Source organism: Pseudomonas sp. MYb118, from assembly GCF_040947875.1.
GTDB lineage: Bacteria > Pseudomonadota > Gammaproteobacteria > Pseudomonadales > Pseudomonadaceae > Aquipseudomonas.
Genome location: NZ_JBFRXN010000002.1, coordinates 41694 through 68560, shown reverse-complemented (window position 1 = coordinate 68560; position 26867 = coordinate 41694). Strand labels below are relative to the sequence as shown.

The following is a 26867-nucleotide window of genomic DNA, read 5'->3' as shown; positions in this document are numbered from 1 at the left end:
CAAAAAAAATAACAAGGAGTCAGCTTATGAATCGTCGTCGTGGGATCCGTTCCCTGTGCCGTGTCGCCCTGGCGGTCACTGCGGTCAGCCTGAGCAGTTCGCTGCTGGCAGCCGAGGAAGTGAAGATCGGTTTTCTGGTCAAGCAGGCCGAGGAGCCCTGGTTCCAGACCGAGTGGGCGTTCGCGGAAAAAGCCGGCAAGGACAAAGGCTTTACCGTGATCAAGATCGCCGTGCCGGACGGTGAGAAAACCCTGTCGGCCATCGACAGCCTGGCCGCCAACGGCGCCAAGGGCTTCGTGATCTGCCCGCCGGACGTGTCCCTGGGCCCGGCGATCATGGCCAAGGCCAAGCTCAATGACCTCAAAGTGATTGCCGTGGACGACCGCTTCGTCGACGCTAGCGGCAAGTTCATGGAAGACGTGCCTTACCTGGGCATGGCCGCCTTCGAGGTCGGCCAGAAGCAGGGCGCGGCGATGGCCGCCGAAGCGAAGAAGCGTAACTGGGACTGGAAGGACACCTACGCGGTGATCAACACCTTCAACGAGCTGGACACCGGCAAGAAACGCACCGACGGCTCGGTCAAGGCCCTGGAAGACGCCGGGATGCCGAAAGACCACATCCTGTTCTCGGCCCTGAAAACCCTCGACGTCCCGGGCAGCATGGACGCCACCAACTCGGCGCTGGTGAAACTGCCGGGTGCGGCGAAGAACCTGATCATCGGCGGCATGAACGACAACACCGTGCTGGGCGGCGTGCGCGCCACCGAGAGCGCCGGTTTTGCCGCGGCCAACGTGATCGGCATCGGCATCAACGGCACCGACGCCATCGGCGAGCTGAAAAAGCCCAACAGCGGCTTCTTCGGCTCGATGCTGCCTAGCCCGCACATCGAGGGCTACAACACCGCCGCCATGATGTACGAGTGGATCACCACCGGCAAGGAACCGCCGAAGTACACGGCAATGGACGACGTGACACTGATCACGCGGGACAACTTCAAGCAGGAACTGGAAAAGATCGGCCTGTGGAACTGAGGCACGGTTGATTTCCTCGGCGGCCCCGGCGACGGGGCTGCCCGATCCGTGGGATGAGGTGGTTTATGCACGCGCAACTACAGACACAACAGGACAGCGCCGGCGGCAGTCTGCGTTTCAACGGGATCGGCAAGACCTTTCCCGGCGTGAAGGCGCTGGACGGCATCAGCTTCGTCGCGCATCCGGGCCAGGTCCATGCCTTGATGGGCGAGAACGGCGCCGGCAAATCGACCCTGCTGAAAATTCTCGGCGGAGCCTACACACCGAGCAGCGGTGACTTACAGATAGGTGAGCGGACGATGGCGTTCAAGTCCACCGCCGACAGCATCGCCAGCGGCGTGGCGGTGATCCACCAGGAACTGCACCTGGTGCCGGAAATGACCGTCGCCGAAAACCTGTTTCTCGGGCATCTGCCCGCCAGTTTCGGCCTGATCAATCGCGGCGCCTTGCGTCAGCAGGCGCTGGCTTGCCTCAAGGGCCTGGCCGACGAAATTGATCCGCAGGAGAAGGTCGGGCGCCTGTCCCTGGGCCAGCGGCAACTGGTGGAAATCGCCAAGGCGTTGTCCCGTGGTGCGCATGTGATTGCCTTCGACGAGCCGACCAGCAGCCTCTCGGCGCGGGAGATTGATCGGCTGATGGCGATCATCGGTCGCCTGCGCGATGAGGGCAAAGTGGTGCTCTACGTCTCCCATCGCATGGAAGAGGTGTTCCGCATCTGCAACGCGGTGACGGTGTTCAAGGATGGCCGTTACGTGCGCACGTTCGAGGACATGAACGAGCTGACTCACGATCAACTGGTCACTTGCATGGTCGGTCGCGATATCCAGGACATCTACGATTACCGTCCGCGCAAACGCGGCGCGGTGGCGTTGCGCGTTGCCGGCCTGCTCGGGCCGGGCCTGCGCGAGCCGGTGAGTTTCGATGCGCACAAGGGCGAGATCCTCGGCTTGTTCGGTCTGGTGGGGGCCGGTCGTACCGAGCTGTTCCGCCTATTCAGCGGCCTGGAACGCAGCACCGCCGGGCGCCTGGAATTGCGCGGCCACGAACTCAACCTGCGCTCGCCACGGGACGCGATTGCCGCCGGCATCCTGCTGTGCCCGGAAGACCGCAAGAAGGAGGGCATCATTCCCCTGGCCAGCGTTGCCGAGAACATCAACATCAGCGCGCGTCCTGCCCATTCCGGTTTGCGCTGCCTGATTCGCGGCCTCTGGGAAAAGGACAACGCCGACAAGCAGATCAAGGCGCTGCGGGTGAAGACGCCGCATGCCGGCCAGCAGATCAAGTTCCTTTCCGGAGGCAACCAGCAGAAGGCGATCCTCGGGCGCTGGCTGTCGATGCCGATGAAGGTCCTGCTGCTCGACGAGCCCACCCGTGGCATCGACATCGGTGCCAAGGCCGAGATCTACCAGATCATCCACAACCTGGCCGCCAGCGGCATTTCGGTGATCGTGGTGTCCAGCGACCTGATGGAAGTGATGGGCATTTCCGACCGCATCCTGGTGATGTGCGAAGGGGCGATGCGCGGCGAGCTGAGCCGCGAACAGGCCAATGAATCCAACCTGCTGCAACTGGCTTTGCCGCGCCAACGCGCTGACGGCGTGGCGAACTGAGAGGTGACTATGATGACGACCCAAAACGAAACCCTGCCGACGGCGCGCAAACCCCTGGACCTGCGTCGCTTTCTCGATGACTGGGCGATGCTCGCGGCGGCCATCGGGATCTTCGTGCTCTGCACGTTGCTGATCGACAACTTCCTTTCGCCTTTGAACATGCGTGGCCTGGGCCTGGCGATTTCCACCACCGGCATTGCCGCGTGCACCATGTTGTATTGCCTGGCATCGGGGCATTTCGACTTGTCGGTGGGCTCGGTGATCGCTTGCGCCGGCGTGGTGGCAGCAGTGGTGATGCGCGACACCGACAGCGTGTTCCTTGGCGTGGCGGCGGCGCTGTGCATGGGGCTGATCGTCGGGCTGATCAACGGCATCGTGATCGCCAAGCTGCGGGTCAACGCCTTGATCACCACCCTGGCGACCATGCAGATCGTGCGTGGCCTGGCCTACATCTTTGCCAATGGCAAGGCGGTGGGCGTGTCGCAGGAATCGTTCTTCGTCTATGGCAATGGCCAGTTGTTCGGCGTGCCGGTGCCGATTCTGATCACCATCGTCTGCTTCCTGTTTTTCGGCTGGCTGCTGAACTACACCACCTACGGGCGCAACACCATGGCCATCGGCGGCAACCAGGAAGCGGCGCTGCTGGCCGGGGTCAACGTTGACCGCACCAAGATCATCATCTTCGCCGTGCATGGCGTGATCGGCGCACTGGCCGGGGTGATCCTGGCCTCGCGCATGACCTCTGGCCAGCCGATGATCGGCCAGGGTTTCGAACTGACGGTGATCTCGGCCTGCGTATTGGGCGGCGTGTCGTTGAGCGGCGGGATCGGCATGATCCGCCACGTGATTGCCGGGGTGCTGATCCTGGCGATCATCGAGAACGCGATGAACCTGAAGAACATCGACACCTTCTACCAGTATGTGATTCGCGGTTCGATCCTGCTGCTGGCGGTGGTGATTGACCGGTTGAAGCAGCGCTGAGTGTTGTGTTGATCTGATTTGCTATCGCGAGCAAGCTCGCTCCTACAGTTGAAATACGACCCCCTGTAGGAGCGAGCTTGCTCGCGATTGACCGCGCAGCGGTCAGCCCTCCACCTGTCACCTCTCTTAATATTCCTTGCCCGTAACATCATGTTTCGGGTATCAATTTGTACATGATTAGACAGGTACGATTCGACAAGAAACAACGGGTGGTCGACGAGCTCATCCGGCGCATTGAAAGCGGTCTGCTGGAAGACGGTTTTCTGTTGCCGGGCGAGCATCAGTTGGCTCAGGAATTCAAGGTCAGCCGCGGCACGCTGCGTGAGGCGCTGGCCGAATTGAAACGGCGCAAATACATTGCGACGCAAAGCGGGGTAGGTTCCATCGTCACCTTCGACGGCGTGGTGCTCGACCAGCGCAGTGGCTGGGCGCAGGCATTGGCCGACAGCGGGGCGCTGGTCAATACCGAAGTGCTGCGCCTGGAGGCGGTCACGCGACCGGACCTGCTGTCGCGCTTCGGCACCGACCAGTTCATCACCCTCGACCGCCGCCGTCGCGCCAACGACGGCACGCTGGTCTCCCTTGAACGCTCCCTGATGCCCGCCACCGGAGGCCTGGAAAGCCTGCCGCGGGTTGGCCTGATCGACAATTCCCTGACCATCACCCTGGCCGCCTACGGCTACATCGGTGAGCGTGGCGATCAATGGATCGGCGCCGAGCCTTTGAACGCCGAAGACGCCGAGCTGCTCGGACGCCCAACCGGTACCGTATTCCTCAAGGCCCTGCGGACCACCTACGACCGGCAGAACCGTTTCATGGAGCAGGTCGAAAGCCTGCTCGATCCCGTGCACTTTCGCCTGCACCTGCAATTTGGAAATACACCATGACTGCGCTCGACCGTGCCCTGGGCGCGTTCTACGGACTGGCCCTGGGCGATGCGCTGGGCATGCCGACCCAATCCCTGAGCCGTGCCCAGATCCAGGCACGCTTCGGTGACATTACCCGCCTGGAAGACGCCGGCCCGCATCAACCGATCGCCGCGAACATGCCCAAGGGCTCGATCACCGACGACACCGAACAGGCGATCCTGGTCGGCCAGTTGTTGATCGACGGCAAGGGCAGCATCGAGCCGGCGGTGCTGGCCCAGCGCCTGATCGAATGGGAAGCGGTGATGCAGGCCAAGGGCTCGCAGGACTTGCTCGGCCCTTCGACCAAGCGCGCCATCGAGATGATCCTCGCCGGGCACTCCCCCGAGGAAGCCGGGCGTTACGGCACCACCAACGGCGCCGCGATGCGCATCACTCCAGTGGGCATCGCCGCCGATGTGTCCGCGCCGCAGACGTTCATCGCCGCCGTGGTGCAGGCCTGCCAGGTCACCCACAACACCACCCTGGGCATTTCCAGCGCGGCGGCGGTGGCGGCGGTGGTCTCGGCCGGCATCAATGGCGTGGACCTGGGCGAGGCCTTGAATCTTGGCCAGCAGATTGCGCAGCAGGCCGAGGAACATGGTCACTGGGTCGCGGGCGGACGCATTGCCTCGCGCATCAGTTGGGCGCGTACCATCAGCGTCGACCATGACAAGGCCTTGCTCGCGGACCTGCTGTACGACGTGATCGGCACCTCGGTGGCGTCGCAGGAATCGGTGGTGGTGTCCTTTGCCCTGGCCCAGCAAGTGGCCATTGGCGAGATGAACGCCTTCGACGCGCTGTGCATGGCGGCGGGCCTGGGTGGCGACACCGACACCATCGCCGCGATTCTCGGGGCTATGCTGGGGGCCTGCCTGGGCCTTGAAAGCTGGCCGGCCGCGATGATCGAACAGGTCAAGGCCGTCAACGGGTTGGAGCTGGAGCCTTTGGTGCAAGGGCTGCTCGCACTACGCTGACCTGTAGGAGCGGGCTTGCCCGCGATGGTCGTCAACGATAACGCGGGATGTCTGAATCCCTGCGGTGTCTGGGCCACCATCGCGAGCAAGCTCGCTCCTACAGGGGCGCGCCGCTTTATTGAATTATTCACCGCAATGGATCGCACAACACGGCCAGGACCGCCGGGATGTTTTGTCGATTTCTGCAATTGCCCACAACCACAAAAATGGCAACAGGAGCCTTTTACATGAGTTCATCTAACGCCGGGCAAAGCGCCGGGCAGCTGGAAACCCGGGGGATCGAGCCGGTCCCGGAAGCGGAGTGCAACGGCCATCCGCTGCAACTGTTCTGGGTCTGGTTCGCCGCCAACATTTCCATCCTCGGCTTGCCGCTGGGGGCCACGCTGGTGGCGTTTCGCGGATTGGCGATCTGGCAGGCGATCATCGTCGCGATTCTCGGCGCTGCTGGCTCCTTCGCGGTGGTCGGCATCATTTCCATCGCCGGTCGTCGTGGCCGCGCACCGAGCCTGACCCTGTCGCGGGCGATCTTCGGCGTGCGTGGCAACATCGGCCCGACCCTGGTGTCGCTGATGTCGCGCCTGGGCTGGGAAACCGTCAACACCACCACCGCCGCGTTCGTGCTGCTGTCGCTGTGCTCGATCCTGTTCGGCTCGCCGGTGGAAGCCAAAAGCGCGCCGCTGCTGACCCTGGTGTTCATCGCGATCTTCGTGCTGCTGACCTTGTCGGTGTCGGGCCTTGGCCATGCGACGCTGCTGGTGATCCAGAAGTGGGCGACCTACGTGTTCGGCGCGCTGAACATCCTGGTCGGTGGTTTTCTCTGCGCCACCATCGACTGGAGCGCCGTGTTCAACGCCACGCCAGCGCCGATGAGCGCGATGATCATCGGCATCGGCACCATGGCGGCGGGCACCGGTATCGGTTGGGCCAACGCCGGTGCGGACATGTCGCGCTACCAGCATCGCAGCGTCAAGGCCGTGCGCCTGGTGGCGTCGGCGGCGTTCGGTGCGGGGATTCCGCTGGTGCTGCTGATCACCCTCGGCGGTCTGCTGTCGGTGGGCAATAACGACCTGGCCTCGGCCACGGACCCGATCGTGGCGATCCGCGACATGCTGCCGACCTGGATGGCCGTGCCGTACCTGATCACCGCGTTCGGCGGCCTGCTGCTGTCGAACAACCTGTCGGTGTACTCCGCCGGCCTGACCACGTTGACCCTGGGCCTGAAGGTCAAGCGCGTGTACGCGGTGGTGGTCGACATCGTGGCGATCTTCGCCGGTTCCATCTACTTCATGCTGATCGCCGACAGTTTCTACGGGCCGTTCATCACCTTCATTTCCCTGCTGGCGGTACCGATCACGGCGTGGGTGGGGATCTTCGTCGTCGACCTGATCCACCGTCATTACTACAGCCCCACCGACCTGCTGGACGTCAGCCCGAGCAGCGCCTACTGGTATCGCGGCGGCGTCGAGTGGCGTGCGTTCGGGGCCTGGGCGGTGGCGATCGTGCTGGGCTTCAGCTTCACCACCATTGGCACCACCGAGCAGACCGTGTGGTTCCGTGGTTTCCTTTCCGATTCGTGGCTGGGCCATAACGGCCTGGGCTGGATCGTGACGTTCCTGGTGGCCGGCGGAATCTACTTCGTCCTCGGCGGGGCCAGGGATCGTCGCGCCGCTGTCATCGAGAATGCCCATGCCTAAGATGTTGCACACCGGCCAGGTCATCATCGACCTGGTCTTGGCTGTAGACGAGCTGCCACCACCGGGTGGCGATGTGTTGGCCCAGTCCGCCGGTTTCGAAGCCGGCGGCGGCTTCAACGTGATGGCGGCGGCACAACGTAACGGCTTGCCGGTGGTGTACCTGGGCCGCCATGGCACCGGTCGTTTCGGCGACCTGGCCCGCGAGGCGATGCAGGCCGAGGGCATTGGCCTGGGCATTGCGCAACCGGCCGAGCGTGACACCGGACTGTGCGTGGCGGTGACCGATGCGTCGGCCGAGCGCAGTTTCATTTCCTACATTGGCGCCGAGGGCGAGGTAAGCGCTGAAGAGTTGGCGGGCGTCGCGGCCGAGGCCGGGGACTACGTCTACGTCAGCGGCTACAGCTTGCTGCAGGTCGGCAAGGCCCAGGCGCTGGTGGATTGGGTGCTGGGGTTGCCCGCTGCCGTCAAGGTGGTGTTCGACCCGGGGCCGCTGGTGGATTCACCGGATGCGCCGTTGCTGCGCGCGTTGTTGCCGCGCATTGATGCGTGGACCAGCAACAGCGTCGAGGCGCTGAAGGTTACCGGCGCGGCGGACATTGGCGTGGCGCTGGAGCGTCTGGCGGCGCTGCTGTCGCCGTCGGTGTTGCTGGTGGTGCGTGACGGGCCTCGCGGGTGCTGGATCGAGCAGCGTGGCGAGCGTTCGCATGTGCCGGGGTTTGCGGTCGAAGCGGTGGACAGCAATGGCGCCGGGGATGCCCATGCCGGGGTGTTCGTCGCAGGGTTGGCGCATGACTTGCCAGCACTCGAAGCGGCGCGCCGGGCGAATGCGGCAGCCGCCCTGGCGGTGACGCGCTGGGGGCCGGCGACGGCGCCTGGGGGGGATGAGGTGGATGCGTTTATCAGCGAGTCCTTGTAGAGCCTGAGCCGGCCCCATCGCGAGCAAGCCCGCTCCCACAGAGGCTCGCGGCGAACCTGTAGGAGCGGGCTTGCCCGCGATGAGGCCATCAGCATCATCATAAAACTCTGGTGTCTGAACCGGCCCCATCGCGAGCAAGCTCGCTCCTACAGGGGTGGCATCAGCACTTACACAAAATCCAACCTCAACCCGCCTTGCGCAACGCCTCGATCAACTCCTGCTTGCGCATGGTCGAGCGCCCGGGAATCTTTTTCGCCGAGGCCTCTTTCTTCAGGCTGGCGACGGTCTGGGTGTCTCGCGATGCCTGGCTGCCCCGCGAGTGTCCCTCGCGGCTGGCCACTGCCCGCCGTGCGGATTCCTGGCGGTCTTCGGCCTTGGCCCGCGCCGGTTTCTTGCGGCCCGAGCCGCTGCGTTCGCCGCCGCCCGATTGCTTGTTGACCGTGGCCCAGGCGCGCGCCTCGGCCTCATCCTTCGAGACTCCCTTGTGCTCGTAACTCGCTTCGATGTGCTCGGCCTTGCGCTTCTGTTCGGCGGTGTATTTGTCTTTGCTTCCACGAGGCATGGCAGTTCTCCCGGTGTTTGCATCGAAGGTCGCCACCCGCGGCAGCGACCTGATTTCGTCGCGTCAGACGTCCAGTTTACGGGCCGCCTCGACCCCGGCGGCGCTCAGCTTGATCGGCAGGTTCAGCGAGTGTTCGCCAGCCTCGTTGCACACCACATGCCCCTGCTGGATCAGACCGCGCTGCTGCAACGTGGCAAGGGTGCTGGCCACGACTTTCTCGCCCCGGTAATTGTCCAGGACCTCCTTGCCCAGGCCGCTCGGGTGGGCATGCAGCAAACGGGTCAGGACTTCTTTCTCAAGGGTTTCATCGACGTTCATGGTTACCTCTTTCATGGCAGTGGATTACTGGCGTGACGATTTACTGATTGCTGCCGCCTTCGGAGCCCGAACCACCGGTGGTGGTTTTCGAGCCGGTGCCGGGGCCGGCGTTGTCCGGTGTGGTGCCGTCGGGTACGCCCTGACGACCGGTGTCGTTGCCTTGGGTGCGTGGGTCGGTGCCGGTGGACGGCGGCAGGTTGTGATCGACGCTGCCGCCATCGGTGTTGATACCGGGCGCGCTCTGGATGGCGGGGGATTTGGGTTTGGTGATCGGGTCGGTTGGACCGGTCCCCGAGGCGGTGGTGTCAGCGAAGGCCGCAGAGGACAGCAAGGCTGTGAAGGTGAGGGCGATCAGTCGGGACATGAGCATGGTTTATCTCCATTTCAATTGAAGTCCTTACCTGATGTTGGTCCGCCCCCGCTTCGGATTGGTGCCTGATGAACGACGAACGGTTCAGGCCGGCTGCGCTGTCCTGACGTTGAACCGACGCCAGAGCAGGCGGCCCACGGTGATCAACCAGTTCAACAACGCCACCGCTAGAATTGTCAGCAAAAGTGTACTCATGCCCTGTTCGACGATGATCTTGCCGGCCAGCAACGGAAAGCCGAACACGCCGATGAAGTACGACAAGCTGAACAACAGCAACGCTTGTGCGGTGGTGCCGCTGGGGGCTTCGTTGGCCGCCAGGCCGTTGATCACCGAGTACGTCAGCCCGTAGCCGACGCCGAGCGTCATCGCCGCCAGCACGTAGGTGACGCCGCTGTCGACGACAAACCCGAACAGCACGATCGAGCCCATCATCAGCCCCGACAACAGGCAGGAGGCGCGCAACGGATCGCGCTTGACCACGAAGCCGGCGATCAGCAGGCGGCTGCTGATGGCCGCGCCCATGAAGCCGAAAAAGAACAGCGAGTAATCCAGCGAGCGCGACACCGCGTAACTGGTTTGAAAACTCGACAGGCCACCGAAGACGCAACCGCCCAGGCCCACCATGACAATCGGCAGCACCGCCCTGGACGACAGCACTTCAAACGTGGCGCGCCTGGAAATGCGCGCGACGCTGGCGGTGGGCGAGGGGGCTTTTTTCAACTGCGCGTCCAGGCGCCAGAACAGCAGCACGCCGATCAGGCTGGCAAGGGCCGCGAGATAAAACGCCGACGTCAGCGGGTAGCCCAAGGCACTGGCCGCACGCCCCAGCAACGGACCGCTACCGATGCCGGTCATCATGCTGCCCGACAGCAGGGCGAAGTATTTGGCGCGCTGTGCCGGCGCGACCAGGCTGGCGACGATGATCGGCCCGAGCGTATAGAACACGCCCCAGCCCAACCCCAGCAGCAAGCCGAAAAACAGCAGCAGCTGACCGAAGCCCGGCGTCAGGGCGAACCCCAGGCTGGCGGCCACCAGCAGCACGCCGAACAGCGCAATCGAGCGCGCCGCGCCGAATGCATCGGACAAATGCCCGGAGACGATCACCGCCGCGAACGTGCTGAGCATCGCCGCGGAAATCACGCTGCCGGCGTCGTGTTCGTTACCACCGCGCGCGCCGATCAGCAGTGACAACAGAAACGTCGAGCCATAGGACAGCGACAACAGATAACTGGCCAGGCAGAAGATGCCGAACAGCTTGCGCGAGACTTGCGGTGGAGCACTGGACATGACGCGGTTCCTTGACCCGTTGATGCGAAGAGTCATCTATCTATCACGCAAGCCGAGCATGTTAGGTCTGTGGTTCTCGATTTCAGGATGAGCAATGGCCGGAGTAATGTGCCAGGGCTGGCGACAAATCCCTGTGACGCGTGCGCCGCATCGACATACCATGGCGTTTTCCATTTTGACGAAGGCCCGTCCATGACCATCGAGATCCGCCCGGCGACCCCGAGCGATGCCCCGCAAATCCTCGGGTTCATCACCGAACTGGCCGACTACGAACGCGCCCGCCACGAAGTCATCGCCAGCGTCGCCGACATCGAGCGCAGCCTGTTCAGCGAAGGCGCCACGGCCCATGGCCTGATCTGCCTGCGCGACGGCGTACCGATCGGTTTCGCCGTGTTCTTCTTCAGCTATTCGACGTGGCTGGGCAGCAACTGCCTGTACCTCGAAGACCTGTACATCACGCCCGAACAACGCGGCGGCGGTGCCGGCAAGACCCTGCTGCGTCACCTGGCGAAAATCGCCTGCGCCAATGACTGCGGGCGCTTCGAGTGGAGCGTGCTGGAGTGGAACACCCCGGCCATCGACTTCTACAAGTCCCTCGGCGCGCAACCGCAGGAGGAGTGGGTCCGTTATCGGATGGATGGTGCGGTGTTGCGTGAGTTCGCCGAGGGCAAATAAGCGTCGAATGCGCACTGAAGATCGCAGCGTCTGGGGCTTGCCAGGCACTGTGATCTTTTTTTGCCTTTATCCCATAATATGGGATTGATATTTATATATTGAGATTATCCCGCGTGCGGGTTTATAGTCCGGCTCACTCACTGCCCAATAAACAAAACAGGTGAAGCGATGCTGGCGCAATTGATCGCGCTCGATTGGGGGACAACCTCATTACGTGCTTACAAACTTGCTGCGGATGGCCAGGTGCTGGAACAGCGCTCGCTGTCGTGCGGCATCATGCAGTTGCCCGTCACCCCGCGAACCATTGCCGGCGTGATGTGCACCGACGGTTTTGAACTGGCCTTCGATGAGGCCTGTGGCGACTGGCTGGATGCGCAACCCGATTTGCCGGTGATTGCCTGTGGCATGGTCGGCAGTGCCCAGGGGTGGCGCGAAGCGGCCTATCGCGACACCCCGGCCAACGTGGCCAACCTCGGCACTTCCCTGCAAACGGTGCGCAGTGTGCGCGGCGTCGATGTGCACATCGTGCCGGGGGTGATCCAGCGTTCGCGCCTGCCCAATGTGATGCGCGGCGAAGAAACCCAGGTTCTCGGCGTGCTGCAAACCCTGGTGCAAGGCAAGGGCGACGATCTGTTGATCGGCCTGCCGGGCAGCCATTCGAAATGGGTGGAAGTGGCCGATGGCTGCATCGTGCATTTCGACACTTTCATGACCGGTGAAGTCTTCGCCGTCCTCAGCGACCACAGCATCCTGGGGCGCACCCAGCAACGCGGTGCTGCCTTCGATGGCGCCGCGTTCGACCGTGGCGTGCAGGTGGCGCTGTCGACCGAGGGCGAAATCGGCCCGCTGTCGACCCTGTTCAGTGCCCGCAGCCTCGGGTTGACCGGCGAACTGAATGGCACCGCCCAGGCGGACTACCTGTCCGGCCTGCTGATCGGCCATGAGCTGAGCGCGCTGGCCGCCGTGCTGCGCCGCCGGCGCTACACCGTGCATCTGCCGTCGATCATCCTGATCGGCAACGACCAACTCTGCGCGCGTTACAGCCGGGCCCTCGATGCCTGCGGTTTCTCTCGCGTGACCCTGGCCGCACAGGCCACCGAGCGCGGCTTGTGGCAACTGGCGGTCGCTGCTGGTCTCGTTCCTCAACAACCCTCGCGTTAAACCTGACTGGAGGTCTGACATGCTCAAGCAAGCCCTGGCGCAAAACGGTCTGATTGCCATCCTGCGCGGCCTGCGCCCGCAAGAAGCGGCGGCCATTGGCGAAGTCCTGTACGCGGCCGGATTTCGCGTCATCGAAGTGCCGCTCAATTCCCCCGAGCCGTACGAAAGTATCCGCATCCTGCGCAGCACCTTGCCCGCCGATTGCCTGATCGGCGCGGGGACGGTGCTGACTCCGGAACAGGTCGAGCAAGTGAAGGCCGCCGGCGGCCAGGTGATCGTCATGCCGCACAGCGACGCCAAGGTGTTGCGGGCGGCGAAAGCGGCGGGGCTGTTCCTGTCGCCGGGTGTCGCCACGCCGACCGAAGCCTTTGCCGCACTGGCCGAAGGCGCCGATGTGCTGAAGATGTTCCCGGCCGAGCAAATGGGCCCGGCGGTGGTCAAGGCCTGGCTCGCCGTATTGCCGGCCGGCACCATCCTGGCGCCGGTGGGCGGCATCACCCCGGACAACATGCAAGTGTTCATCGACGCTGGCGTCAAAGGTTTCGGCCTCGGTTCCGGGCTGTTCAAACCCGGCATGACGCCAGAAAAAGTGGCGGCCAATGCCAAGGCCTACGTCACGGCCTGGAAGGCCCTTCGCTAAGCATTTCGGGCGCCGCGAGCGCTGCATCTAACAAGAGAGACAATCAGATGAAAATCACCAAACTGACCACCTTCATCGTTCCGCCGCGCTGGTGTTTCCTCAAGGTCGAAACCGACGAGGGCGTGACCGGCTGGGGCGAGCCCGTGGTCGAGGGCCGTGCCCACACCGTGGCGGCGGCCGTTGAGGAATTGTCCGACTACCTGATCGGCAAGGACCCACGCAACATCGAAGACATCTGGACCGTGCTCTACCGTGGCGGCTTCTACCGGGGCGGCGCCATCCACATGAGCGCGCTGGCCGGTATCGACCAGGCGTTGTGGGACATCAAGGGCAAGGCACTGGGCGTTTCGGTCAGCGATCTGCTCGGTGGCCAGGTGCGTGACAAGATTCGCGTGTACTCGTGGATCGGTGGCGACCGCCCGGCGGACACCGCGCGTGCGGCCAAGGAAGCGGTGGCCCGTGGCTTCACCGCGGTGAAGATGAACGGCACCGAAGAACTGCAGTTCCTCGATACCTTCGACAAAGTCGACCTGGCCCTGGCCAACGTTGCCGCGGTACGTGATGCGGTCGGCCCGAACGTCGGCATTGGCGTGGACTTCCACGGCCGGGTGCACAAGCCGATGGCCAAGGTGCTGATGAAGGAGCTGGACCCGTACAAGCTGATGTTCATCGAAGAGCCAGTGCTCAGCGAAAACTACGAAGCGCTCAAGGAACTGGCGCCACTGACCAGCACGCCGATTGCCCTGGGCGAGCGCCTGTTCTCGCGCTGGGACTTCAAGCGGGTGCTCAGCGAAGGTTATGTCGACATCATCCAGCCGGACGCGTCCCACGCCGGCGGGATCACCGAGACGCGCAAGATCGCCAACATGGCCGAAGCCTACGACGTGGCGCTGGCGCTGCATTGTCCGCTGGGCCCGATTGCCCTGGCGGCCTGCCTGCAACTGGACGCGGCCTGCTACAACGCGTTCATCCAGGAGCAGAGCCTGGGCATCCACTACAACGAGAGCAACGACCTGCTCGACTACGTGAAAGACCCACGGGTGTTCGACTACGACCAGGGCATGGTCAAGATCCCCAACGGCCCGGGCCTGGGCATCGAGATCAATGAGGAGTACGTGATCGAACGCGCAGCGGTCGGCCACCGCTGGCGCAACCCGATCTGGCGCCATGCCGATGGCAGTTTTGCCGAGTGGTGAGTTCCATCTGACTCATCCCAATTTTCCCTGTGGGAGCGAGCCTGCTCGCGATGGTTTGTCAGCCGGCATCGTTGTCGAATGACACACCGCTATCGCGAGCAAGCCCGCTCCCACAAGGGGACTGCCGCAGCGCTTCAGCTCGACCTCAATAAAGATAAAAAGAGGCACCCCCATGCAACCGCAAACCCTCACCGGACAGGCGTCACTGGTGACGCCCAGCCGCAAGCGTTTTTTCATCATGGTCCTGCTGTTCATCACCGTGGTGATCAACTACCTGGACCGCAGCAACCTGTCCATCGCCGCGCCGGCACTGACCAGTGACTTGGGCATCGACCCGATCCACGTCGGCCTGATCTTCTCCGCGTTCGGCTGGACCTACGCCGCCATGCAGATCCCCGGCGGCTGGCTGGTCGATCGTGTGCCGCCGCGCATTCTCTACACCGCGGCGCTGCTGCTGTGGTCGATCGCCACGGTGATGCTCGGCTTCGCCGCCAGCTTCATCGCGCTGTTCGTCCTGCGCATGGCGGTCGGTGCCCTGGAAGCCCCGGCGTATCCGATCAACAGCCGCGTGGTCACCACCTGGTTCCCCGAGCGCGAGCGCGCCACAGCCATCGGTTTCTACACCTCCGGGCAATTCGTCGGCCTGGCGTTCCTGACCCCGGTCCTGGCCTGGCTGCAGCATGAGTTCGGCTGGCACATGGTGTTCGTCACCACCGGCGCGGTGGGCATCCTGTGGGCGGCGATCTGGTACGCGGTGTATCGCGAACCGCGGGATTTCAAGGGCGCCAATCAGGCGGAAATCGACCTGATCCGCGAAGGCGGCGGGTTGGTGGACATTCAGAACGAACAAGCCAAGGTCAAGGCCAAGTTCAGCTGGAGCGACCTGGGCATCGTGCTGACCAAGCGCAAACTCTGGGGCATCTACCTCGGCCAGTTCTGCCTCAACTCGACGTTGTGGTTTTTCCTGACGTGGTTCCCGACCTACCTGGTGAAGTACCGCGGCATGGACTTCATCAAGTCCGGCTTGCTCGCCTCGTTGCCGTTTCTCGCGGCCTTCGTCGGCGTGTTGTGCTCGGGGTTCTTCTCCGACTTCCTGATCCGTCGCGGCTACACCGTGGGTTTTGCCCGCAAGTTGCCGATCATTGGCGGCCTGCTGATTTCGACTTCGATCATCGGCGCCAACTTCGTCGAGTCGACGCCGCTGGTGATCGCTTTCCTCGCGCTGGCCTTCTTCGGCAACGGCCTGGCGTCGATCACCTGGTCGCTGGTGTCGACCCTGGCACCGGCGCGTCTGCTGGGATTGACCGGTGGCGTGTTCAACTTCATCGGCAACCTGTCGGCGATTGCCACGCCGATCGTCATCGGTTTCCTCGCCAGCGGTGATTCCTTCGCGCCTGCCATTACCTATATCTCGGTTCTGGCGTTGGTCGGGGCGTTGTCCTACATCCTGCTGGTGGGCAAGGTCGAACGCATCAAGTTGTAGTCGCAGCCCTCGGGCGACCATAATGCCGCCCGTTCTCTCGCTCAACGCTAAAGGCTGGATATGCAGGAAGACGCTGCCAAAAACACCCGGGACGCTGCACCCACCGGTACCCAGACTCTGCTTCGTGGCCTGGGTGTGGTGCAGGCCGTGGCCAGTGGCGCCCGCGATCTCAAGGAAATCGCCCGGCTGATCGGCACGACGCGCAGCACCACGCATCGCCTGGCCAGTTGCCTGGTAGACGAGCGTTACCTGCGCGTGGTGCCGCAGATCGGCTACCTGTTGGGGCCGAAGTTGATCGAGCTGGGTTTCCAGGCGCGCGAGGAACTGCCGCTGGTGACCCTGGCCGGGCCTTACCTGGACGAGCTTTCGGCGCTGACCGGCGACACCGTGCACCTGGCGATTCGTGAAGGCGACGAGGTCCTGTATCTGCACAAGAATCCGGGGCGCAATGGTCCGGAAATGCGTTCGCGGGTCGGCCATCGCATGCCGTTGGCACGCACCGGCATCGGCAAGGCGCTGATGCTGGATGACGCCGAGGAAGAATGGCAGCGGCTGTACGAAGTCAGCTTGCCGGCAGGTGGGAAAAATCAGTTCTGGCCGCAACACCCGGAGCAATCCTGGGCGCAGTTCCGCCAGCGCATGGTCGAGTACGTCGCCGGTGGCTACGCCTTCGACCTGGAAGACAACGAACCGTCGATCCGCTGTGTCGCCGCACCGGTGCGCGATGCCAGCAAGCGCATCGTCGCCGGCATCAGCATTGCCAGTACCGTGCCGTACATGCCCCTGGAAAAAATGGCCGAGCTGATTCCCCTGATCAAAGGGGTCACAGCCCGGCTGTCGGCGGAGCTTGGCCTGAAGGTTTAAACCTTCAGGGTGGCCATGTCGATGACGAAGCGGTACTTCACGTCACCGGCGATCATGCGGGCGTAGGCCTCGTTGATCTGGCGGATGTCGAGCATTTCGATGTCGCAGCTGATGTTGTGTTCGGCGCAGAAATCCAGCACTTCCTGGGTTTCTGCGATGCCGCCGATCAGGGAGCCGGCCAGCACGCGGCGGCTCATCACCAGTTTTCCGGCGTGGACCGGCGGGTCCACCGGCTCGATCAGCCCCACCAGGATGTGCACACCGTCGAAACGCAGGGTGTCGAGGTACGGGTTGAGGTCGTGCTGCACCGGAATGGTGTCCAGCAGGAAGTCGAACCGGCCGGCGGCCGCTTGCATCTGCTGCGCATCGGTGGGCACGATCACGTGGTCGGCGCCCTGGCGGCGGGCTTCTTCAGCCTTGCTCGCCGAGCGGGTGAACAGCGTCACCTCGGCGCCCATGGCCTTGGCGAACTTGATGCCCATGTGCCCCAGGCCACCCATGCCGAGGATGCCGACCTTGTCGCCCGGCTTGACCCCGTAGTGCTTGAGCGGCGAGTAGGTGGTGATGCCGGCGCAGAGGATTGGCGCGGCGCTGGCCGGATCGAGTTTTTCCGGAATGCGCACGACGAAATGCTCGCTGACCACGATGCTGTCGGAGTAACCGCCCATGGTGTTGCTGCCATCGACCCGGTCCGGGGTGGCGTAGGTCATGGTCGGGCCTTCGAGGCAATATTGCTCGAGGTCGGCCTGGCAGGCGGAGCACTGACGGCAGGAGTCGACCATACAGCCGACGCCGACCAGGTCGCCGACCTTGTGCCGGGTGACATTCGCACCGACAGCGGTAACTTTGCCGACGATCTCGTGGCCGGGCATCAGCGGGTAAACGGCGATGCCCCACTCGTTGCGGGCCTGGTGGATGTCGGAATGGCAGACGCCGCAATACAGAATGTCGATGGCCACATCGTCAGCCCTTGGGCTGCGTCGTTCGAATTTCATCGGGGCGAGGGGAGTGGTGGCCGACTGGGCGGCGTAGCCGATGGCGGTGTACATGGTGAACCTCGCAAAAGCAGTGACAATTGAGGCGGCGCATTCTGGGCGCCGCGCCCATTGCCAGCCATGGCGATTCCTACGGGTGTCATGCCTATTCCTCCGGCATGTACCCCGGATGGGTCGCATTGGCCGTCAGACCTGCGATCATGTTTGCATCCCTTTTTCCGTGACTTTTTTTGAAGAATGCCGATGTTGTTGACCCGTCACCTTGATGCCAATGCCACCCTGGTTGGCTTGATCGAACCACTGGCCACACGCGAGGGGTTCGTGCCCACTGCGTTGCCGGGCGTGCAGGTGTTGCGCGCCAGTTGCGATGTGGCCCGTGGTCCGCAGATCTACGAACCGAGCCTGGTGATCATTGCCCAGGGCAGCAAACTGGCGTATCTGGGCCCGCGCACGATGGAGTACGGCGCCGGTCACTACCTGATCCAGGCGTTGCCGGTGCCTTTTGAGTGCGAGACCTTCTCCGCCCCTGACGGGCCGATGCTCGGCGTGTCCATCGCCATCGACCGGGTGGTGCTCGGTGAACTGGTGCTGGCCATGGGGCTGGCGCCCGGGCGGACCGTGGCGGCGCAGACGCCCGAATCCATGACCTCGGCGGTGCTCGACGATGGCATGCGCGGCTGTGTCGAGCGGCTGTTGCGCTGCCTGCACGATCCGCTGGAGTGCCGGATCATGGGACCGGCGCGCATGCGCGAGTTGCTGTACGTCGCCTTGCGCGGGCCGCAGGCCGATGTGCTACGCGCCCTGGTCGAACAACAGGGACAATTCGCCCGGATCGCCGCGTCGCTCAATCATCTGCACGGGCACTTCACCGAACCGTTGAACGTCGAGACCCTGGCCAACTGCGCGAACATGAGCGCCTCGACCTTCCATGCGCACTTCAAGCGCAGCACGCTATTGTCGCCGGTGCAGTACCTGAAACGCCTGCGCCTGCTCAAGGCCCAGGCATTACTGGTCACCGAAGGCCTGGGCGTGGCACAGGTCGCGCACCGCGTGGGATACCAAAGCACATCCCAATTCAGCCGCGAATACAAACGCTACTTCGAACGCAACCCCGGCGATGAGCGCGCAGCGTGAGAAGGAAATCGTATCCCCGAATTCCCGCATTCCCGGATTCCCTGTAGGAGCGAGCTTGCTCGCGATGGAGCCCAAGACAACGCTGGATATCAGACAGCCAGCGTCATCGTTAACGACCATCGCGAGCAGGCTCGCTCCCACAAAAGATCAAGATCAAAAGCCGAGCACGCCCCCCTGTAGGAGCGAGCTTGCTCGCGATGGTAGCCCAGACACCGCAGTCATTCAGACCGCCCGCGTCACCGTTAACGACCATCGCGAGCAAGCCCGCTCCCACAGAAAGCAAAACCACGATCCCACAGGCGCCACAGATTGCCCCGTCGGAAGGCCGAGTGGAGGTTCTGCGCAGTGGGCAACCCGGCAAGGATGCCGGGTTAGCCGCCCTCGGCCAAGGATGGCCGATGGCGGCGGGCCCACGGAGCAGGACCGGAGCGAGGGAACCCGGAGCGCCAGCGAAGGGCCGTACGTCAGGGGCCGGGCGTTTTGGTGACTTTGGCGCGACAAAGTAACCCGCCGTAAGGGCGGAACCTTAGGCGGCCGTGACCGCAGCAATGGATATGTACACCGTTAGGCCGCCATCGCGAGCAAGCTCGCTCCTACAGGGCCCCAAAGTCACCCGCCGTAAGGGCGGAACCTTAAGCCGCCGCACCCGCAGAAATGGATATGTACACCGTAAGACCGCCATCGCGAGCAAGCCCGCTTGTGTCTTGATCAGGGAATAAAATCAGAGGTGAGAGGGGTGGATGGCAAGCTGTGAGTCCGCGGTGCTTGAAGCACGTGGGGGAGCCGAGCTGCCATCCACCTTTCCACTCTGGCCCATAAGCCCGAACAGTTAGACGAGCGCCACTCGAATCACAAGCGTGGGCAAAGCCAGAGCACTCTCACTTCTGAGTGTAAGAGGGTTTTGTCATGATTTCCTGGGTTGGCATCAATATCTCCAAATCAAAGCTCGTTGTCTGGGTTCAACCACAGAACGACGGCTTTGATGTTCCAAACAGTTCTGAAGGCTTCGTTGAGCTGATCCAGCGCTTGAACCGTTACGAAGTTGGCCGGGTTCTGCTGGAAGCTACGGGCGGTTATGAGCGCCAGAGCATGGTCGCCTTGCAAAACGCGCACTTCAACGTGCTGAGGATCAATCCCCGGCGAGCCAGAGCCTTTGCTGTGGCAATGGGCAAAAATGCCAAGACCGATCCGATCGACGCCGCTGTCCTGGCCGCGTTCGCCGAAGCTCTGCATGCTCCCTGCGACCCAGTAATCTCGCCCCAGCGAGAGGCTCTACGCGAGCTGATTCAGCTACGCGAACACTTGGTTCAGCAACGAGACGACAACAAGCGTCGGCTTCAACAAGCCCAGTTGCCAGCAGTTGTCGGCATGATCGAAGAACACATTCGCTATTTGCAGGTACAGATCAGGCAACTCGGCAAAGCCATCAACCAAAGCATGCGCGACCTGGATGCAGAGAAAACCGAGCGGCTGATTGCTGTTAAAGGCATCGGCACAGTGGCTGCCGCCAGTTTGCTGGTTTACTTGCCCGAACTTGGTGAGCTGAATCGCCGGGAGATCGCGGCGTTGGCCGGCATCGCGCCGTACAACGATGACAGCGGCAATCACAGCGGGAAGCGCCAGATTTACGGGGGACGAGCTCGGGTCCGACGTGCGCTCTACATGTCCTGCTGGGTCGTAATCCGCCACCAGGCAGACTTCAAAACACGCTACGAGGCTTTACGCGAGCGAGGCAAGAGCGCAAAAGTCGCGCTCATCGCCTGCATGCGAATACTGCTGATCAGACTCAACGCCATGCTGCGAGACGGCACGGAGTGGCGGTGATGAGCGGTATGGGTAAGACAGTTGCTCCCACAGGATTGCGGGTAACAAAAAGACCCCCGTGCAGGGAGCCTTTTTGTTCGAGCGATCGGCTTACATGTTCGGGTAAGTCGGGCCGCCAGCACCTTCCGGTGTTACCCAGGTAATATTCTGTGCAGGATCCTTGATGTCGCAAGTCTTGCAATGAACACAGTTCTGGGCATTGATCTGGAAGCGCTTCTCACCATCTTCCTGAGTCACCACCTCATACACACCCGCCGGGCAATACCGCTGGGCCGGCTCGTCATACAGCGGCAGGTTCTTGGTCAGCGGAATGCTCGGGTCGGTCAGTTTCAAGTGGCAAGGCTGTTCTTCTTCGTGGTTGGTCCCCGAGATGAACACCGAGCTCAACTTGTCGAAGCTGAGTTTGCCGTCCGGTTTTGGATAGTCGATCTTCTTGCTGTCGGCCGCGAGCTTGAGGCACGCATAGTCCGGCTTGTTGTCGTGCAGGGTAAACGGCATTTTGCCGCCGAAGATGTTCTGGTCCAGCCAGTTGAAACCACCACCGACGATGGCGCCCCACTTGTGGATCGCCGCGCCGAAATTGCGGCTGGCGAACAGTTCGTCGTGCAGCCAGCTGTTCTTGAACGCCTCGACGTACGAAGTCAGTTCCTCGGTGCCGTCCTTGTCGGCGAACAGCGCGTCAGCCACCGATTCCGCCGCGAGCATGCCGGACTTCATCGCGGTGTGACTGCCCTTGATCTTGGCGAAGTTCAGGGTGCCGAGGTCGCAACCGATCAGCGCGCCGCCCTTGAACACCATCTTCGGCAACGAATTCAGGCCACCTTTGCAGATGGCGCGTGCGCCGTAGCTGATGCGCTTGCCGCCTTCCAGGTATTGCTTGAGCACTGGGTGATGCTTGAGGCGCTGGAACTCGTCGAACGGCGACAGGTAAGGGTTGCTGTAGGACAGGTCGACGATCAGGCCGACGAACACCTGGTTGTTTTCCAGGTGGTAGAGGAACGAGCCACCGGTGTTTTCGGTGCCCATGATGTCCATCGGCCAACCGGCGGTGTGGACCACCAGGCCAGGCTGGTGCTTGGCCGGGTCGATTTCCCAGATTTCCTTGAGGCCGATGCCGTAGTGCTGGGCGTCGGCTTCGGTGTCGAGGTCGAAGCGCTTGATCAGTTGCTTGCCGATGTGGCCGCGGCAGCCTTCGGCGAACAGCGTGTATTTGCCACGCAGTTCCATGCCTGGGGTGTACAGGCCTTCTTTCGGATGACCTTCGCGATCGACGCCGAGGTCACCGGTGATGATCCCGCGCACTACGCCGTTCTCGTCGAACAGCGCTTCCTGGGCAGCGAAGCCCGGGTAGATTTCCACGCCCAGGTTCTCGGCCTGCTGGGCCAGCCAGCGGCACAGGTTGCCCAGGGAAATGATGTAGTTGCCTTCGTTGTGCATGGTCTTGGGCACAAAGAAGTCAGGAATTTTCTGCGCGCTGTCGGCGTTCTTCAGGACATAAATGTCGTCGCGGGTGACCGGCGTGTTCAGCGGGGCGCCGAGTTCTTTCCAGTCCGGGAACAATTCGTTCAGGGCGCGTGGTTCGAACACGGCACCGGACAGGATATGAGCACCCACTTCAGAGCCTTTTTCGACCACGCAGACGCTGATTTCCTTACCGGCTTCAGCGGCCTTCTGCTTCAGACGGCAGGCAGCGGAAAGACCAGCGGGGCCGGCACCGACGATGACGACGTCGAATTCCATGTATTCGCGTTCCACAGGTTTTCTCCTACTCAGGGCTCAACGGTTTTTTTCTATTTGGAGTTTGGTGTCGCATCCATGAATCCCTGCACAAGCCAAGGAAGCGGACAATCGATGAGCCACCTTTCTCTCTGGGTGGCGCATTATATCTACACCACTCTTATCGTCCAATACAAACGTTTGTTTGAAATGGCTCAAAGCCAGAGAAATCAAAGTCACGCGGCTTATGAACGGCTATTTTGCCGTATTGACCGGAATAGGTGTTCCGGTCAAGATACGGTCGGTTTTGCGCTCGCCGTAGGCTGACTGGTGGTTTCAAGAGCACCTCTAAAGACAGGGCGATGGCGGTAGAAGGTGATGGGCTGCGTGGGTGAACCGCACAGTTTACACGTCATGAAATGCAATGACCGATCAGTCACCACTGACGAACGGTCATCGGCAACGTGAACGAGGGTCACTTGACACACAGGCCGGCGTTTTTGGAGGTGCCCTTGCGCCCGATGAGCATCAACCGCCAGGTTCGCCTAGGCGACTTTCTTTTCACCGGAGAGTAACGAGGAATCCATGAAGGTTCTTGTAGCTGTCAAACGCGTTGTGGATTACAACGTCAAGGTCCGCGTCAAGGCGGACAATTCCGGCGTCGACCTCGCCAACGTGAAGATGTCGATGAACCCTTTCTGCGAAATCGCAGTGGAAGAAGCCGTACGCCTGAAAGAGAAGGGCGTTGCGACTGAAATCGTCGTCGTCTCCGTCGGCCCGTCCACCGCTCAGGAGCAACTGCGCACCGCGCTGGCCCTGGGTGCCGACCGTGCCATCCTCGTCGAATCCGCTGAAGATCTGACTTCCCTGGCCGTTGCCAAGCTGCTGAAGGCCGTTGTCGACAAGGAGCAGCCGCAGCTGGTGATCCTGGGCAAACAAGCCATCGACAGCGACAACAACCAGACTGGCCAGATGCTGGCTGCACTGAGCGGCTACGGTCAGGGCACCTTCGCTTCGAAAGTCGAAGTGTCCGGCGACAGCGTTGCCGTGACCCGCGAAATCGACGGCGGCGCACAGACCGTTTCGCTGAAACTGCCAGCCATCGTCACCACCGACCTGCGTTTGAACGAGCCGCGCTACGCGTCCCTGCCAAACATCATGAAAGCCAAGAAGAAGCCTCTCGAGACGCTGACTCCGGACGCTTTGGGCGTTTCCACCGCGTCCACCAACAAGACCGTGAAAGTCGAAGCGCCTGCGGCACGCAGCGCGGGTATCAAGGTCAAGTCGGTGGCTGAACTGGTCGAGAAACTGAAAAACGAAGCGAAGGTGATCTGACCATGACTATCTTGGTAATCGCTGAACACGACAACAAGGCGCTGGCCCCGGCCACGCTGAACACCGTTGCTGCCGCTGCCAAAATCGGTGGCGACATCCACGTACTGGTCGCCGGCCAGGGCGCGGGTGCCGTGGCTGAAGCCGCTGCGAAAATCGCTGGCGTGAGCAAGGTCCTGAACGCTGACAACGCGGCCTACGCGCATCAGCTGCCGGAAAACGTAGCTCCGCTGGTTGCCGAACTGGGCAAGAGCTACAGCCACATCCTGGCTGCCGCGACCTCCAACGGTAAAAACATCCTGCCGCGCGTTGCTGCTGCGCTGGATGTCGACCAGATCTCCGAGATCATCTCGGTGGAAAGCGCCGACACCTTCAAGCGTCCGATCTACGCCGGTAACGCCATCGCGACCGTGCAATCGACCGCTGCGATCAAGGTGATCACCGTGCGTGCCACCGGTTTCGACCCGGTTGCCGCTGAAGGTGGTTCGGCTGCCGTTGAAGCCGTGGGTGCTGCGCACGACAAAGGCATCTCCAGCTTCGTTGGCGAAGAACTGGCCAAGTCCGATCGTCCGGAACTGACCGCTGCCAAGATCGTCGTTTCCGGCGGCCGTGGCATGCAGAACGGTGACAACTTCAAACACCTGTACGCCCTGGCCGACAAGCTGGGCGCTGCCGTCGGTGCTTCGCGCGCCGCGGTCGACGCAGGTTTCGTACCCAACGACATGCAGGTCGGCCAGACCGGCAAGATCGTTGCGCCACAGCTGTACGTTGCGGTCGGTATCTCCGGCGCGATCCAGCACCTGGCCGGCATGAAAGACTCCAAGGTGATCGTTGCGATCAACAAGGACGAAGAAGCGCCGATCTTCCAGGTGGCCGATTACGGCCTGGTGGCTGACCTGTTCGAAGCCATCCCAGAGTTCGAGAAGCTGGTCTAATCCAGCTGCTTGACCTATAAAGAGCCCGACCTTTTGGTCGGGCTTTTTTTTGCTTTCGATTTTTTCTGCCCTCCCTGTAGGAGCGAGCTTGCTCGCGATGGCGGTGGTTCAGTCGACTCCTACGTGTCTGACCCACCGCTAATCGCGAGCAAGCTCGCTCCTACAGGGGGAACTACGGGAGGTGTATGAATCTGCGTCTGATACTGAGTGCACTGGGGCTGGCGCTGTTGCCGGGCCTGTCCGTCGCCGCCGGCAAGTGCGAGCGCCTGGTGGTCACCGGCAGTCCGGATGCGCCGCCGTACCTGTGGCAGGACCCGCAAAACCCCAGGCACCTGATCGGCGCCAGTGCCGATCTGCTGCAGCAGGTGGCGGGGGAGCTGGGGATCAAGGTCGAATTGCTCTACGCCGGCAAACGCGCCCAGGCCCTGGAAGAAGTGCGCAGCGGGCGCATGGACATGCTGGCGGATGCGTCATTGACGGTCAGTGAGCTGGAAACCCTCGACTACATCCATCCATCGCTGCTGCAGAATGACTACCTCGTCTGGACGCGCAAAGACTCGCCGCTGGTCTACAACGACGTGCAGGACCTGCAGGGTCATCCCGGCGCCTTGTCGGAAAAGTCGCGGATAACCTCGGCATTCGGCCTGTTCGCGGAGCAGCAACTGACGCTCGTGCGTACGGCGAACCTGACCCAGGCGTTGCAGAAATTGCTGCTGGGGGAGGTGGAATATGTGCTCGCCGGACGTTACTCGGGCATGGCGGCCGCGCAGACATTGGGCATGGCCAACGATCTGGTGGCGCGTGCGCAACCGGTGGACAAACCCGGACTGTTCCTCGCCGTTTCCCACAATTCGGCCTGTAACGATCCGTGGTTGCGCGGACAGCTGGCCAAAAAGATGACAGAATTGCCCGCGTCCGGACTGACCGAGGCCGCGCTGCTGCGCAACATCGAGCGTTGGAAAACCCAGCTCTCGCAACCGCCGCAGCCCCCCGTCAGTGCCCCAACACAGTAGGGATTTTTAGTGAGTATTCGACCTCTTTTCGCTGCCCTGGCCGTTCTGGCCCTGGCGGGGTGTGCAGCCGATCCGGCACCCAATGAACAGTTCCGCCTGACCGAGCAGGCACTGGTACAAGCCAAGGCCGTGGGCGCCAGCGCCGACGAAGTGCCGGAAATGAAACTGGCCGAAGACAAGTTCAGTCGCGCCCAGGGCGATATGGCCGATCAGTCCTACAAACATGCGCGCATGCGTGCGGAACAGGCTGAACTGGATGCACGCCTGGCCGAAGCCAAAGTGCTGACCCTCAAGAGCGAGGAGCAGTTGAAGGTGCTCGATACCCGCATTACCCGACTGCGCAAGCAAGTGGGGGACGCCCAATGAACTTCAAGTCCAAGGTCGTCGGGGCCCTGATGATTGCCGGTTGCGTGAGCCTGGCTGGCTGCGCCGGCCAGCGTAGCGAGTCCGCCTTGCAGGACGCCGGCGCCGATTTCCAGAAGGTCAAGGAAGATGCCAACGTATTGCGCATCGCCCCCAAGGACGTGATTCGCGCCGGTGAGTCGCTGGCGCGCGCCGATCGGCTGTCCAGCTACTGGGGCAGTGGTTCGGACGTGGTGCATTACGCCTACCTGAGTCGCCGCTACAGCGAAATCGCCCGCGAGCACACCAACCTGGTGCTCAACGAGGAGCGCGCGGCAAAACTCGAACTGGAACGCCAGCGCCTGCAACTGGCCCTGCGCGAGTCCAAGTTGCTCAGCGTGCAGCAGCAGGGCAAGTGGCTCGAGGAACAGATTGTCGCGCTCGCCACCACCCAGACCGACCGTGGCCTGGTGATGACCCTGGGCGATATGCTGTTCGACACCGGTGAAGCGGAACTCAAAAGCTCTGCCAACCGCGTGGTGCTGAAAATCGTCCAGTTCCTGCAACTCAACCCCAAGCGCGTCGTGCGTATCGAGGGGTATACCGACAGTACCGGCGGCAAGCAGGAAAACCTCAAGCTGTCCCGTGACCGCGCACAGTCGGTGGCGGATGTGCTGATGGACCTGGGTATCGACGACAAACGCATTCAGGTCGAAGGTTATGGCGACGAATACCCGGTGGACGTGAACGCATCCGAACGCGGCCGTGCGCAGAACCGTCGGGTGGAAATCGTCTTCTCCGATGAAAAAGGCCAGCTCGGCGCCGCCCGCTGAGGACGGCGTCACTGGAAAACCCGGCCTGCCCGACAGCGCCGGGTTTTTTTGTGCCTGCGAACCGCCGCACGTT

At 62.5% G+C, this 26867-nt stretch carries 26 protein-coding genes; 20 read left to right on the top strand and 6 right to left on the bottom strand.

Going from position 1 to position 26867, the window contains the following annotated elements:
* Window positions 1-26: 26 nt before the first annotated feature.
* The 7 genes from ABVN20_RS06080 (at window position 27) to ABVN20_RS06050 (ending at window position 8114) form a co-directional block, all read left to right on the top strand.
* Entirely contained in the window at window positions 27-1031 is a 1005-nt protein-coding gene (locus tag ABVN20_RS06080; RefSeq protein ID WP_368554626.1) for a substrate-binding domain-containing protein, read from the top strand.
* Window positions 1032-1096: 65 nt separating this feature from the next.
* Entirely contained in the window at window positions 1097-2641 is a 1545-nt protein-coding gene (gene araG, locus ABVN20_RS06075) for an L-arabinose ABC transporter ATP-binding protein AraG (RefSeq protein ID WP_368554625.1), read from the top strand.
* Between the two features lie 12 nt (window positions 2642-2653).
* Window positions 2654-3622 (top strand): L-arabinose ABC transporter permease AraH, encoded by a 969-nt coding sequence (gene araH, locus ABVN20_RS06070; RefSeq protein ID WP_368554624.1) that lies wholly within the window; start codon window positions 2654-2656, stop codon window positions 3620-3622.
* Window positions 3623-3795: 173 nt separating this feature from the next.
* The gene (locus ABVN20_RS06065) at window positions 3796-4509 is read left to right on the top strand and encodes a GntR family transcriptional regulator (RefSeq protein WP_368554623.1); all 714 of its coding nucleotides are present in this window, start codon (window positions 3796-3798) and stop codon (window positions 4507-4509) included.
* On the top strand, window positions 4506-5504 hold the full coding sequence (locus tag ABVN20_RS06060; protein ID WP_368554622.1) for an ADP-ribosylglycohydrolase family protein: 999 nt from the start codon (window positions 4506-4508) through the stop codon (window positions 5502-5504). The genes ABVN20_RS06065 and ABVN20_RS06060 overlap by 4 nt, the downstream gene beginning before the upstream one ends.
* 227 nt (window positions 5505-5731) lie before the next feature.
* Window positions 5732-7198, top strand: coding sequence for a cytosine permease (locus tag ABVN20_RS06055; protein WP_368554621.1), 1467 nt, complete (start codon window positions 5732-5734; stop codon window positions 7196-7198).
* Entirely contained in the window at window positions 7191-8114 is a 924-nt protein-coding gene (locus tag ABVN20_RS06050; protein ID WP_368554620.1) for a PfkB family carbohydrate kinase, read from the top strand. Before ABVN20_RS06055 ends, ABVN20_RS06050 begins: the two co-directional genes overlap by 8 nt.
* A 184-nt stretch (window positions 8115-8298) precedes the next feature.
* On the opposite strand, the gene ABVN20_RS06045 is transcribed toward ABVN20_RS06050, so the two are convergent.
* From ABVN20_RS06045 to ABVN20_RS06030, 4 genes are all read right to left on the bottom strand, one after another.
* Entirely contained in the window at window positions 8299-8676 is a 378-nt protein-coding gene (locus ABVN20_RS06045; protein WP_368554619.1) for a Rho termination factor N-terminal domain-containing protein, read from the bottom strand.
* 63 nt (window positions 8677-8739) lie between these two features.
* Window positions 8740-8994, bottom strand: a complete 255-nt coding sequence (locus ABVN20_RS06040) for a hypothetical protein (RefSeq protein ID WP_368554618.1) — start codon at window positions 8992-8994, stop codon at window positions 8740-8742.
* A gap of 40 nt (window positions 8995-9034) precedes the next feature.
* Window positions 9035-9364, bottom strand: coding sequence for a hypothetical protein (locus tag ABVN20_RS06035; protein WP_368554617.1), 330 nt, complete (start codon window positions 9362-9364; stop codon window positions 9035-9037).
* An 84-nt stretch (window positions 9365-9448) separates the two neighbouring features.
* Window positions 9449-10651, bottom strand: a complete 1203-nt coding sequence (locus tag ABVN20_RS06030; RefSeq protein ID WP_368554616.1) for an MFS transporter — start codon at window positions 10649-10651, stop codon at window positions 9449-9451.
* Between the two features lie 192 nt (window positions 10652-10843).
* Here ABVN20_RS06030 and ABVN20_RS06025 point away from each other — a divergent pair, with 192 nt between their 5' ends.
* The 6 genes from ABVN20_RS06025 (at window position 10844) to ABVN20_RS06000 (ending at window position 16670) form a co-directional block, all read left to right on the top strand.
* Window positions 10844-11326 (top strand): N-acetyltransferase family protein, encoded by a 483-nt coding sequence (locus ABVN20_RS06025; protein WP_368554615.1) that lies wholly within the window; start codon window positions 10844-10846, stop codon window positions 11324-11326.
* A 168-nt stretch (window positions 11327-11494) separates the two neighbouring features.
* Window positions 11495-12487 carry a 2-dehydro-3-deoxygalactonokinase gene (locus ABVN20_RS06020; protein ID WP_368554614.1) on the top strand — a complete coding sequence of 331 codons (993 nt, stop codon included), beginning with the start codon at window positions 11495-11497 and terminating at the stop codon, window positions 12485-12487.
* A 19-nt stretch (window positions 12488-12506) separates the two neighbouring features.
* A complete protein-coding gene (locus ABVN20_RS06015; RefSeq protein WP_368554613.1) occupies window positions 12507-13127 on the top strand; it encodes a 2-dehydro-3-deoxy-6-phosphogalactonate aldolase in 621 nt (206 codons plus the stop codon).
* A gap of 47 nt (window positions 13128-13174) precedes the next feature.
* A complete protein-coding gene (gene dgoD, locus ABVN20_RS06010; RefSeq protein ID WP_368554612.1) occupies window positions 13175-14323 on the top strand; it encodes a galactonate dehydratase in 1149 nt (382 codons plus the stop codon).
* Between the two features lie 172 nt (window positions 14324-14495).
* Window positions 14496-15806 carry an MFS transporter gene (locus ABVN20_RS06005; RefSeq protein WP_368554611.1) on the top strand — a complete coding sequence of 437 codons (1311 nt, stop codon included), beginning with the start codon at window positions 14496-14498 and terminating at the stop codon, window positions 15804-15806.
* A 60-nt stretch (window positions 15807-15866) separates the two neighbouring features.
* Window positions 15867-16670: an IclR family transcriptional regulator gene (locus tag ABVN20_RS06000; protein WP_368554610.1), complete on the top strand. Its 804-nt coding sequence runs from the start codon at window positions 15867-15869 to the stop codon at window positions 16668-16670.
* Here ABVN20_RS06000 and ABVN20_RS05995 read toward each other — a convergent pair.
* Window positions 16667-17719: an NAD(P)-dependent alcohol dehydrogenase gene (locus tag ABVN20_RS05995; protein ID WP_368554609.1), complete on the bottom strand. Its 1053-nt coding sequence runs from the start codon at window positions 17717-17719 to the stop codon at window positions 16667-16669. The two genes, ABVN20_RS06000 and ABVN20_RS05995, sit on opposite strands and share 4 nt — an antisense overlap.
* 189 nt (window positions 17720-17908) lie before the next feature.
* Here ABVN20_RS05995 and ABVN20_RS05990 point away from each other — a divergent pair, with 189 nt between their 5' ends.
* Both ABVN20_RS05990 and ABVN20_RS05985 read left to right on the top strand, forming a co-directional pair.
* On the top strand, window positions 17909-18799 hold the full coding sequence (locus tag ABVN20_RS05990; protein WP_368554608.1) for an AraC family transcriptional regulator N-terminal domain-containing protein: 891 nt from the start codon (window positions 17909-17911) through the stop codon (window positions 18797-18799).
* 906 nt (window positions 18800-19705) lie between these two features.
* Complete coding sequence (locus ABVN20_RS05985; protein ID WP_368553139.1) at window positions 19706-20623, top strand: IS110 family transposase; 918 nt, start codon at window positions 19706-19708, stop codon at window positions 20621-20623.
* A 90-nt stretch (window positions 20624-20713) separates the two neighbouring features.
* Here ABVN20_RS05985 and ABVN20_RS05980 read toward each other — a convergent pair whose 3' ends face one another.
* Window positions 20714-22378 (bottom strand): electron transfer flavoprotein-ubiquinone oxidoreductase, encoded by a 1665-nt coding sequence (locus ABVN20_RS05980; RefSeq protein WP_368554607.1) that lies wholly within the window; start codon window positions 22376-22378, stop codon window positions 20714-20716.
* Between the two features lie 546 nt (window positions 22379-22924).
* Between ABVN20_RS05980 and ABVN20_RS05975 the strand changes: the two genes are divergently transcribed.
* The 5 genes from ABVN20_RS05975 to ABVN20_RS05955 all read left to right on the top strand — a co-directional run bounded on the left by ABVN20_RS05975 (window position 22925) and on the right by ABVN20_RS05955 (window position 26794).
* On the top strand, window positions 22925-23674 hold the full coding sequence (locus ABVN20_RS05975; protein ID WP_192306085.1) for an electron transfer flavoprotein subunit beta/FixA family protein: 750 nt from the start codon (window positions 22925-22927) through the stop codon (window positions 23672-23674).
* 2 nt (window positions 23675-23676) lie between these two features.
* Window positions 23677-24606, top strand: coding sequence for an electron transfer flavoprotein subunit alpha/FixB family protein (locus ABVN20_RS05970; RefSeq protein WP_368554606.1), 930 nt, complete (start codon window positions 23677-23679; stop codon window positions 24604-24606).
* A gap of 185 nt (window positions 24607-24791) precedes the next feature.
* Window positions 24792-25619, top strand: a complete 828-nt coding sequence (locus ABVN20_RS05965; protein WP_368554605.1) for a substrate-binding periplasmic protein — start codon at window positions 24792-24794, stop codon at window positions 25617-25619.
* Between the two features lie 9 nt (window positions 25620-25628).
* Window positions 25629-25985 (top strand): DUF4398 domain-containing protein, encoded by a 357-nt coding sequence (locus ABVN20_RS05960; protein ID WP_368554604.1) that lies wholly within the window; start codon window positions 25629-25631, stop codon window positions 25983-25985.
* Window positions 25982-26794 (top strand): OmpA family protein, encoded by an 813-nt coding sequence (locus ABVN20_RS05955; RefSeq protein WP_368554603.1) that lies wholly within the window; start codon window positions 25982-25984, stop codon window positions 26792-26794. The genes ABVN20_RS05960 and ABVN20_RS05955 overlap by 4 nt, the downstream gene beginning before the upstream one ends.
* Window positions 26795-26867: the final 73 nt, after the last annotated feature.

What these genes read in the sequence shown, in the direction of transcription:
- ABVN20_RS06080 (WP_368554626.1), top strand. Translation starts at nt 27, where the DNA reads ATGAATCGTCGTCGTGGGATCCGTTCCCTGTGCCGTGTCGCCCTGGCG.
- araG (WP_368554625.1), top strand. Translation starts at nt 1,097, where the DNA reads ATGCACGCGCAACTACAGACACAACAGGACAGCGCCGGCGGCAGTCTG.
- araH (WP_368554624.1), top strand. Translation starts at nt 2,654, where the DNA reads ATGACGACCCAAAACGAAACCCTGCCGACGGCGCGCAAACCCCTGGAC.
- ABVN20_RS06065 (WP_368554623.1), top strand. Translation starts at nt 3,796, where the DNA reads ATGATTAGACAGGTACGATTCGACAAGAAACAACGGGTGGTCGACGAG.
- ABVN20_RS06060 (WP_368554622.1), top strand. Translation starts at nt 4,506, where the DNA reads ATGACTGCGCTCGACCGTGCCCTGGGCGCGTTCTACGGACTGGCCCTG.
- ABVN20_RS06055 (WP_368554621.1), top strand. Translation starts at nt 5,732, where the DNA reads ATGAGTTCATCTAACGCCGGGCAAAGCGCCGGGCAGCTGGAAACCCGG.
- ABVN20_RS06050 (WP_368554620.1), top strand. Translation starts at nt 7,191, where the DNA reads ATGCCTAAGATGTTGCACACCGGCCAGGTCATCATCGACCTGGTCTTG.
- ABVN20_RS06045 (WP_368554619.1), bottom strand. Translation starts at nt 8,676, where the DNA reads ATGCCTCGTGGAAGCAAAGACAAATACACCGCCGAACAGAAGCGCAAG.
- ABVN20_RS06040 (WP_368554618.1), bottom strand. Translation starts at nt 8,994, where the DNA reads ATGAACGTCGATGAAACCCTTGAGAAAGAAGTCCTGACCCGTTTGCTG.
- ABVN20_RS06035 (WP_368554617.1), bottom strand. Translation starts at nt 9,364, where the DNA reads ATGCTCATGTCCCGACTGATCGCCCTCACCTTCACAGCCTTGCTGTCC.
- ABVN20_RS06030 (WP_368554616.1), bottom strand. Translation starts at nt 10,651, where the DNA reads ATGTCCAGTGCTCCACCGCAAGTCTCGCGCAAGCTGTTCGGCATCTTC.
- ABVN20_RS06025 (WP_368554615.1), top strand. Translation starts at nt 10,844, where the DNA reads ATGACCATCGAGATCCGCCCGGCGACCCCGAGCGATGCCCCGCAAATC.
- ABVN20_RS06020 (WP_368554614.1), top strand. Translation starts at nt 11,495, where the DNA reads ATGCTGGCGCAATTGATCGCGCTCGATTGGGGGACAACCTCATTACGT.
- ABVN20_RS06015 (WP_368554613.1), top strand. Translation starts at nt 12,507, where the DNA reads ATGCTCAAGCAAGCCCTGGCGCAAAACGGTCTGATTGCCATCCTGCGC.
- dgoD (WP_368554612.1), top strand. Translation starts at nt 13,175, where the DNA reads ATGAAAATCACCAAACTGACCACCTTCATCGTTCCGCCGCGCTGGTGT.
- ABVN20_RS06005 (WP_368554611.1), top strand. Translation starts at nt 14,496, where the DNA reads ATGCAACCGCAAACCCTCACCGGACAGGCGTCACTGGTGACGCCCAGC.
- ABVN20_RS06000 (WP_368554610.1), top strand. Translation starts at nt 15,867, where the DNA reads ATGCAGGAAGACGCTGCCAAAAACACCCGGGACGCTGCACCCACCGGT.
- ABVN20_RS05995 (WP_368554609.1), bottom strand. Translation starts at nt 17,719, where the DNA reads ATGTACACCGCCATCGGCTACGCCGCCCAGTCGGCCACCACTCCCCTC.
- ABVN20_RS05990 (WP_368554608.1), top strand. Translation starts at nt 17,909, where the DNA reads ATGTTGTTGACCCGTCACCTTGATGCCAATGCCACCCTGGTTGGCTTG.
- ABVN20_RS05985 (WP_368553139.1), top strand. Translation starts at nt 19,706, where the DNA reads ATGATTTCCTGGGTTGGCATCAATATCTCCAAATCAAAGCTCGTTGTC.
- ABVN20_RS05975 (WP_192306085.1), top strand. Translation starts at nt 22,925, where the DNA reads ATGAAGGTTCTTGTAGCTGTCAAACGCGTTGTGGATTACAACGTCAAG.
- ABVN20_RS05970 (WP_368554606.1), top strand. Translation starts at nt 23,677, where the DNA reads ATGACTATCTTGGTAATCGCTGAACACGACAACAAGGCGCTGGCCCCG.
- ABVN20_RS05965 (WP_368554605.1), top strand. Translation starts at nt 24,792, where the DNA reads ATGAATCTGCGTCTGATACTGAGTGCACTGGGGCTGGCGCTGTTGCCG.
- ABVN20_RS05955 (WP_368554603.1), top strand. Translation starts at nt 25,982, where the DNA reads ATGAACTTCAAGTCCAAGGTCGTCGGGGCCCTGATGATTGCCGGTTGC.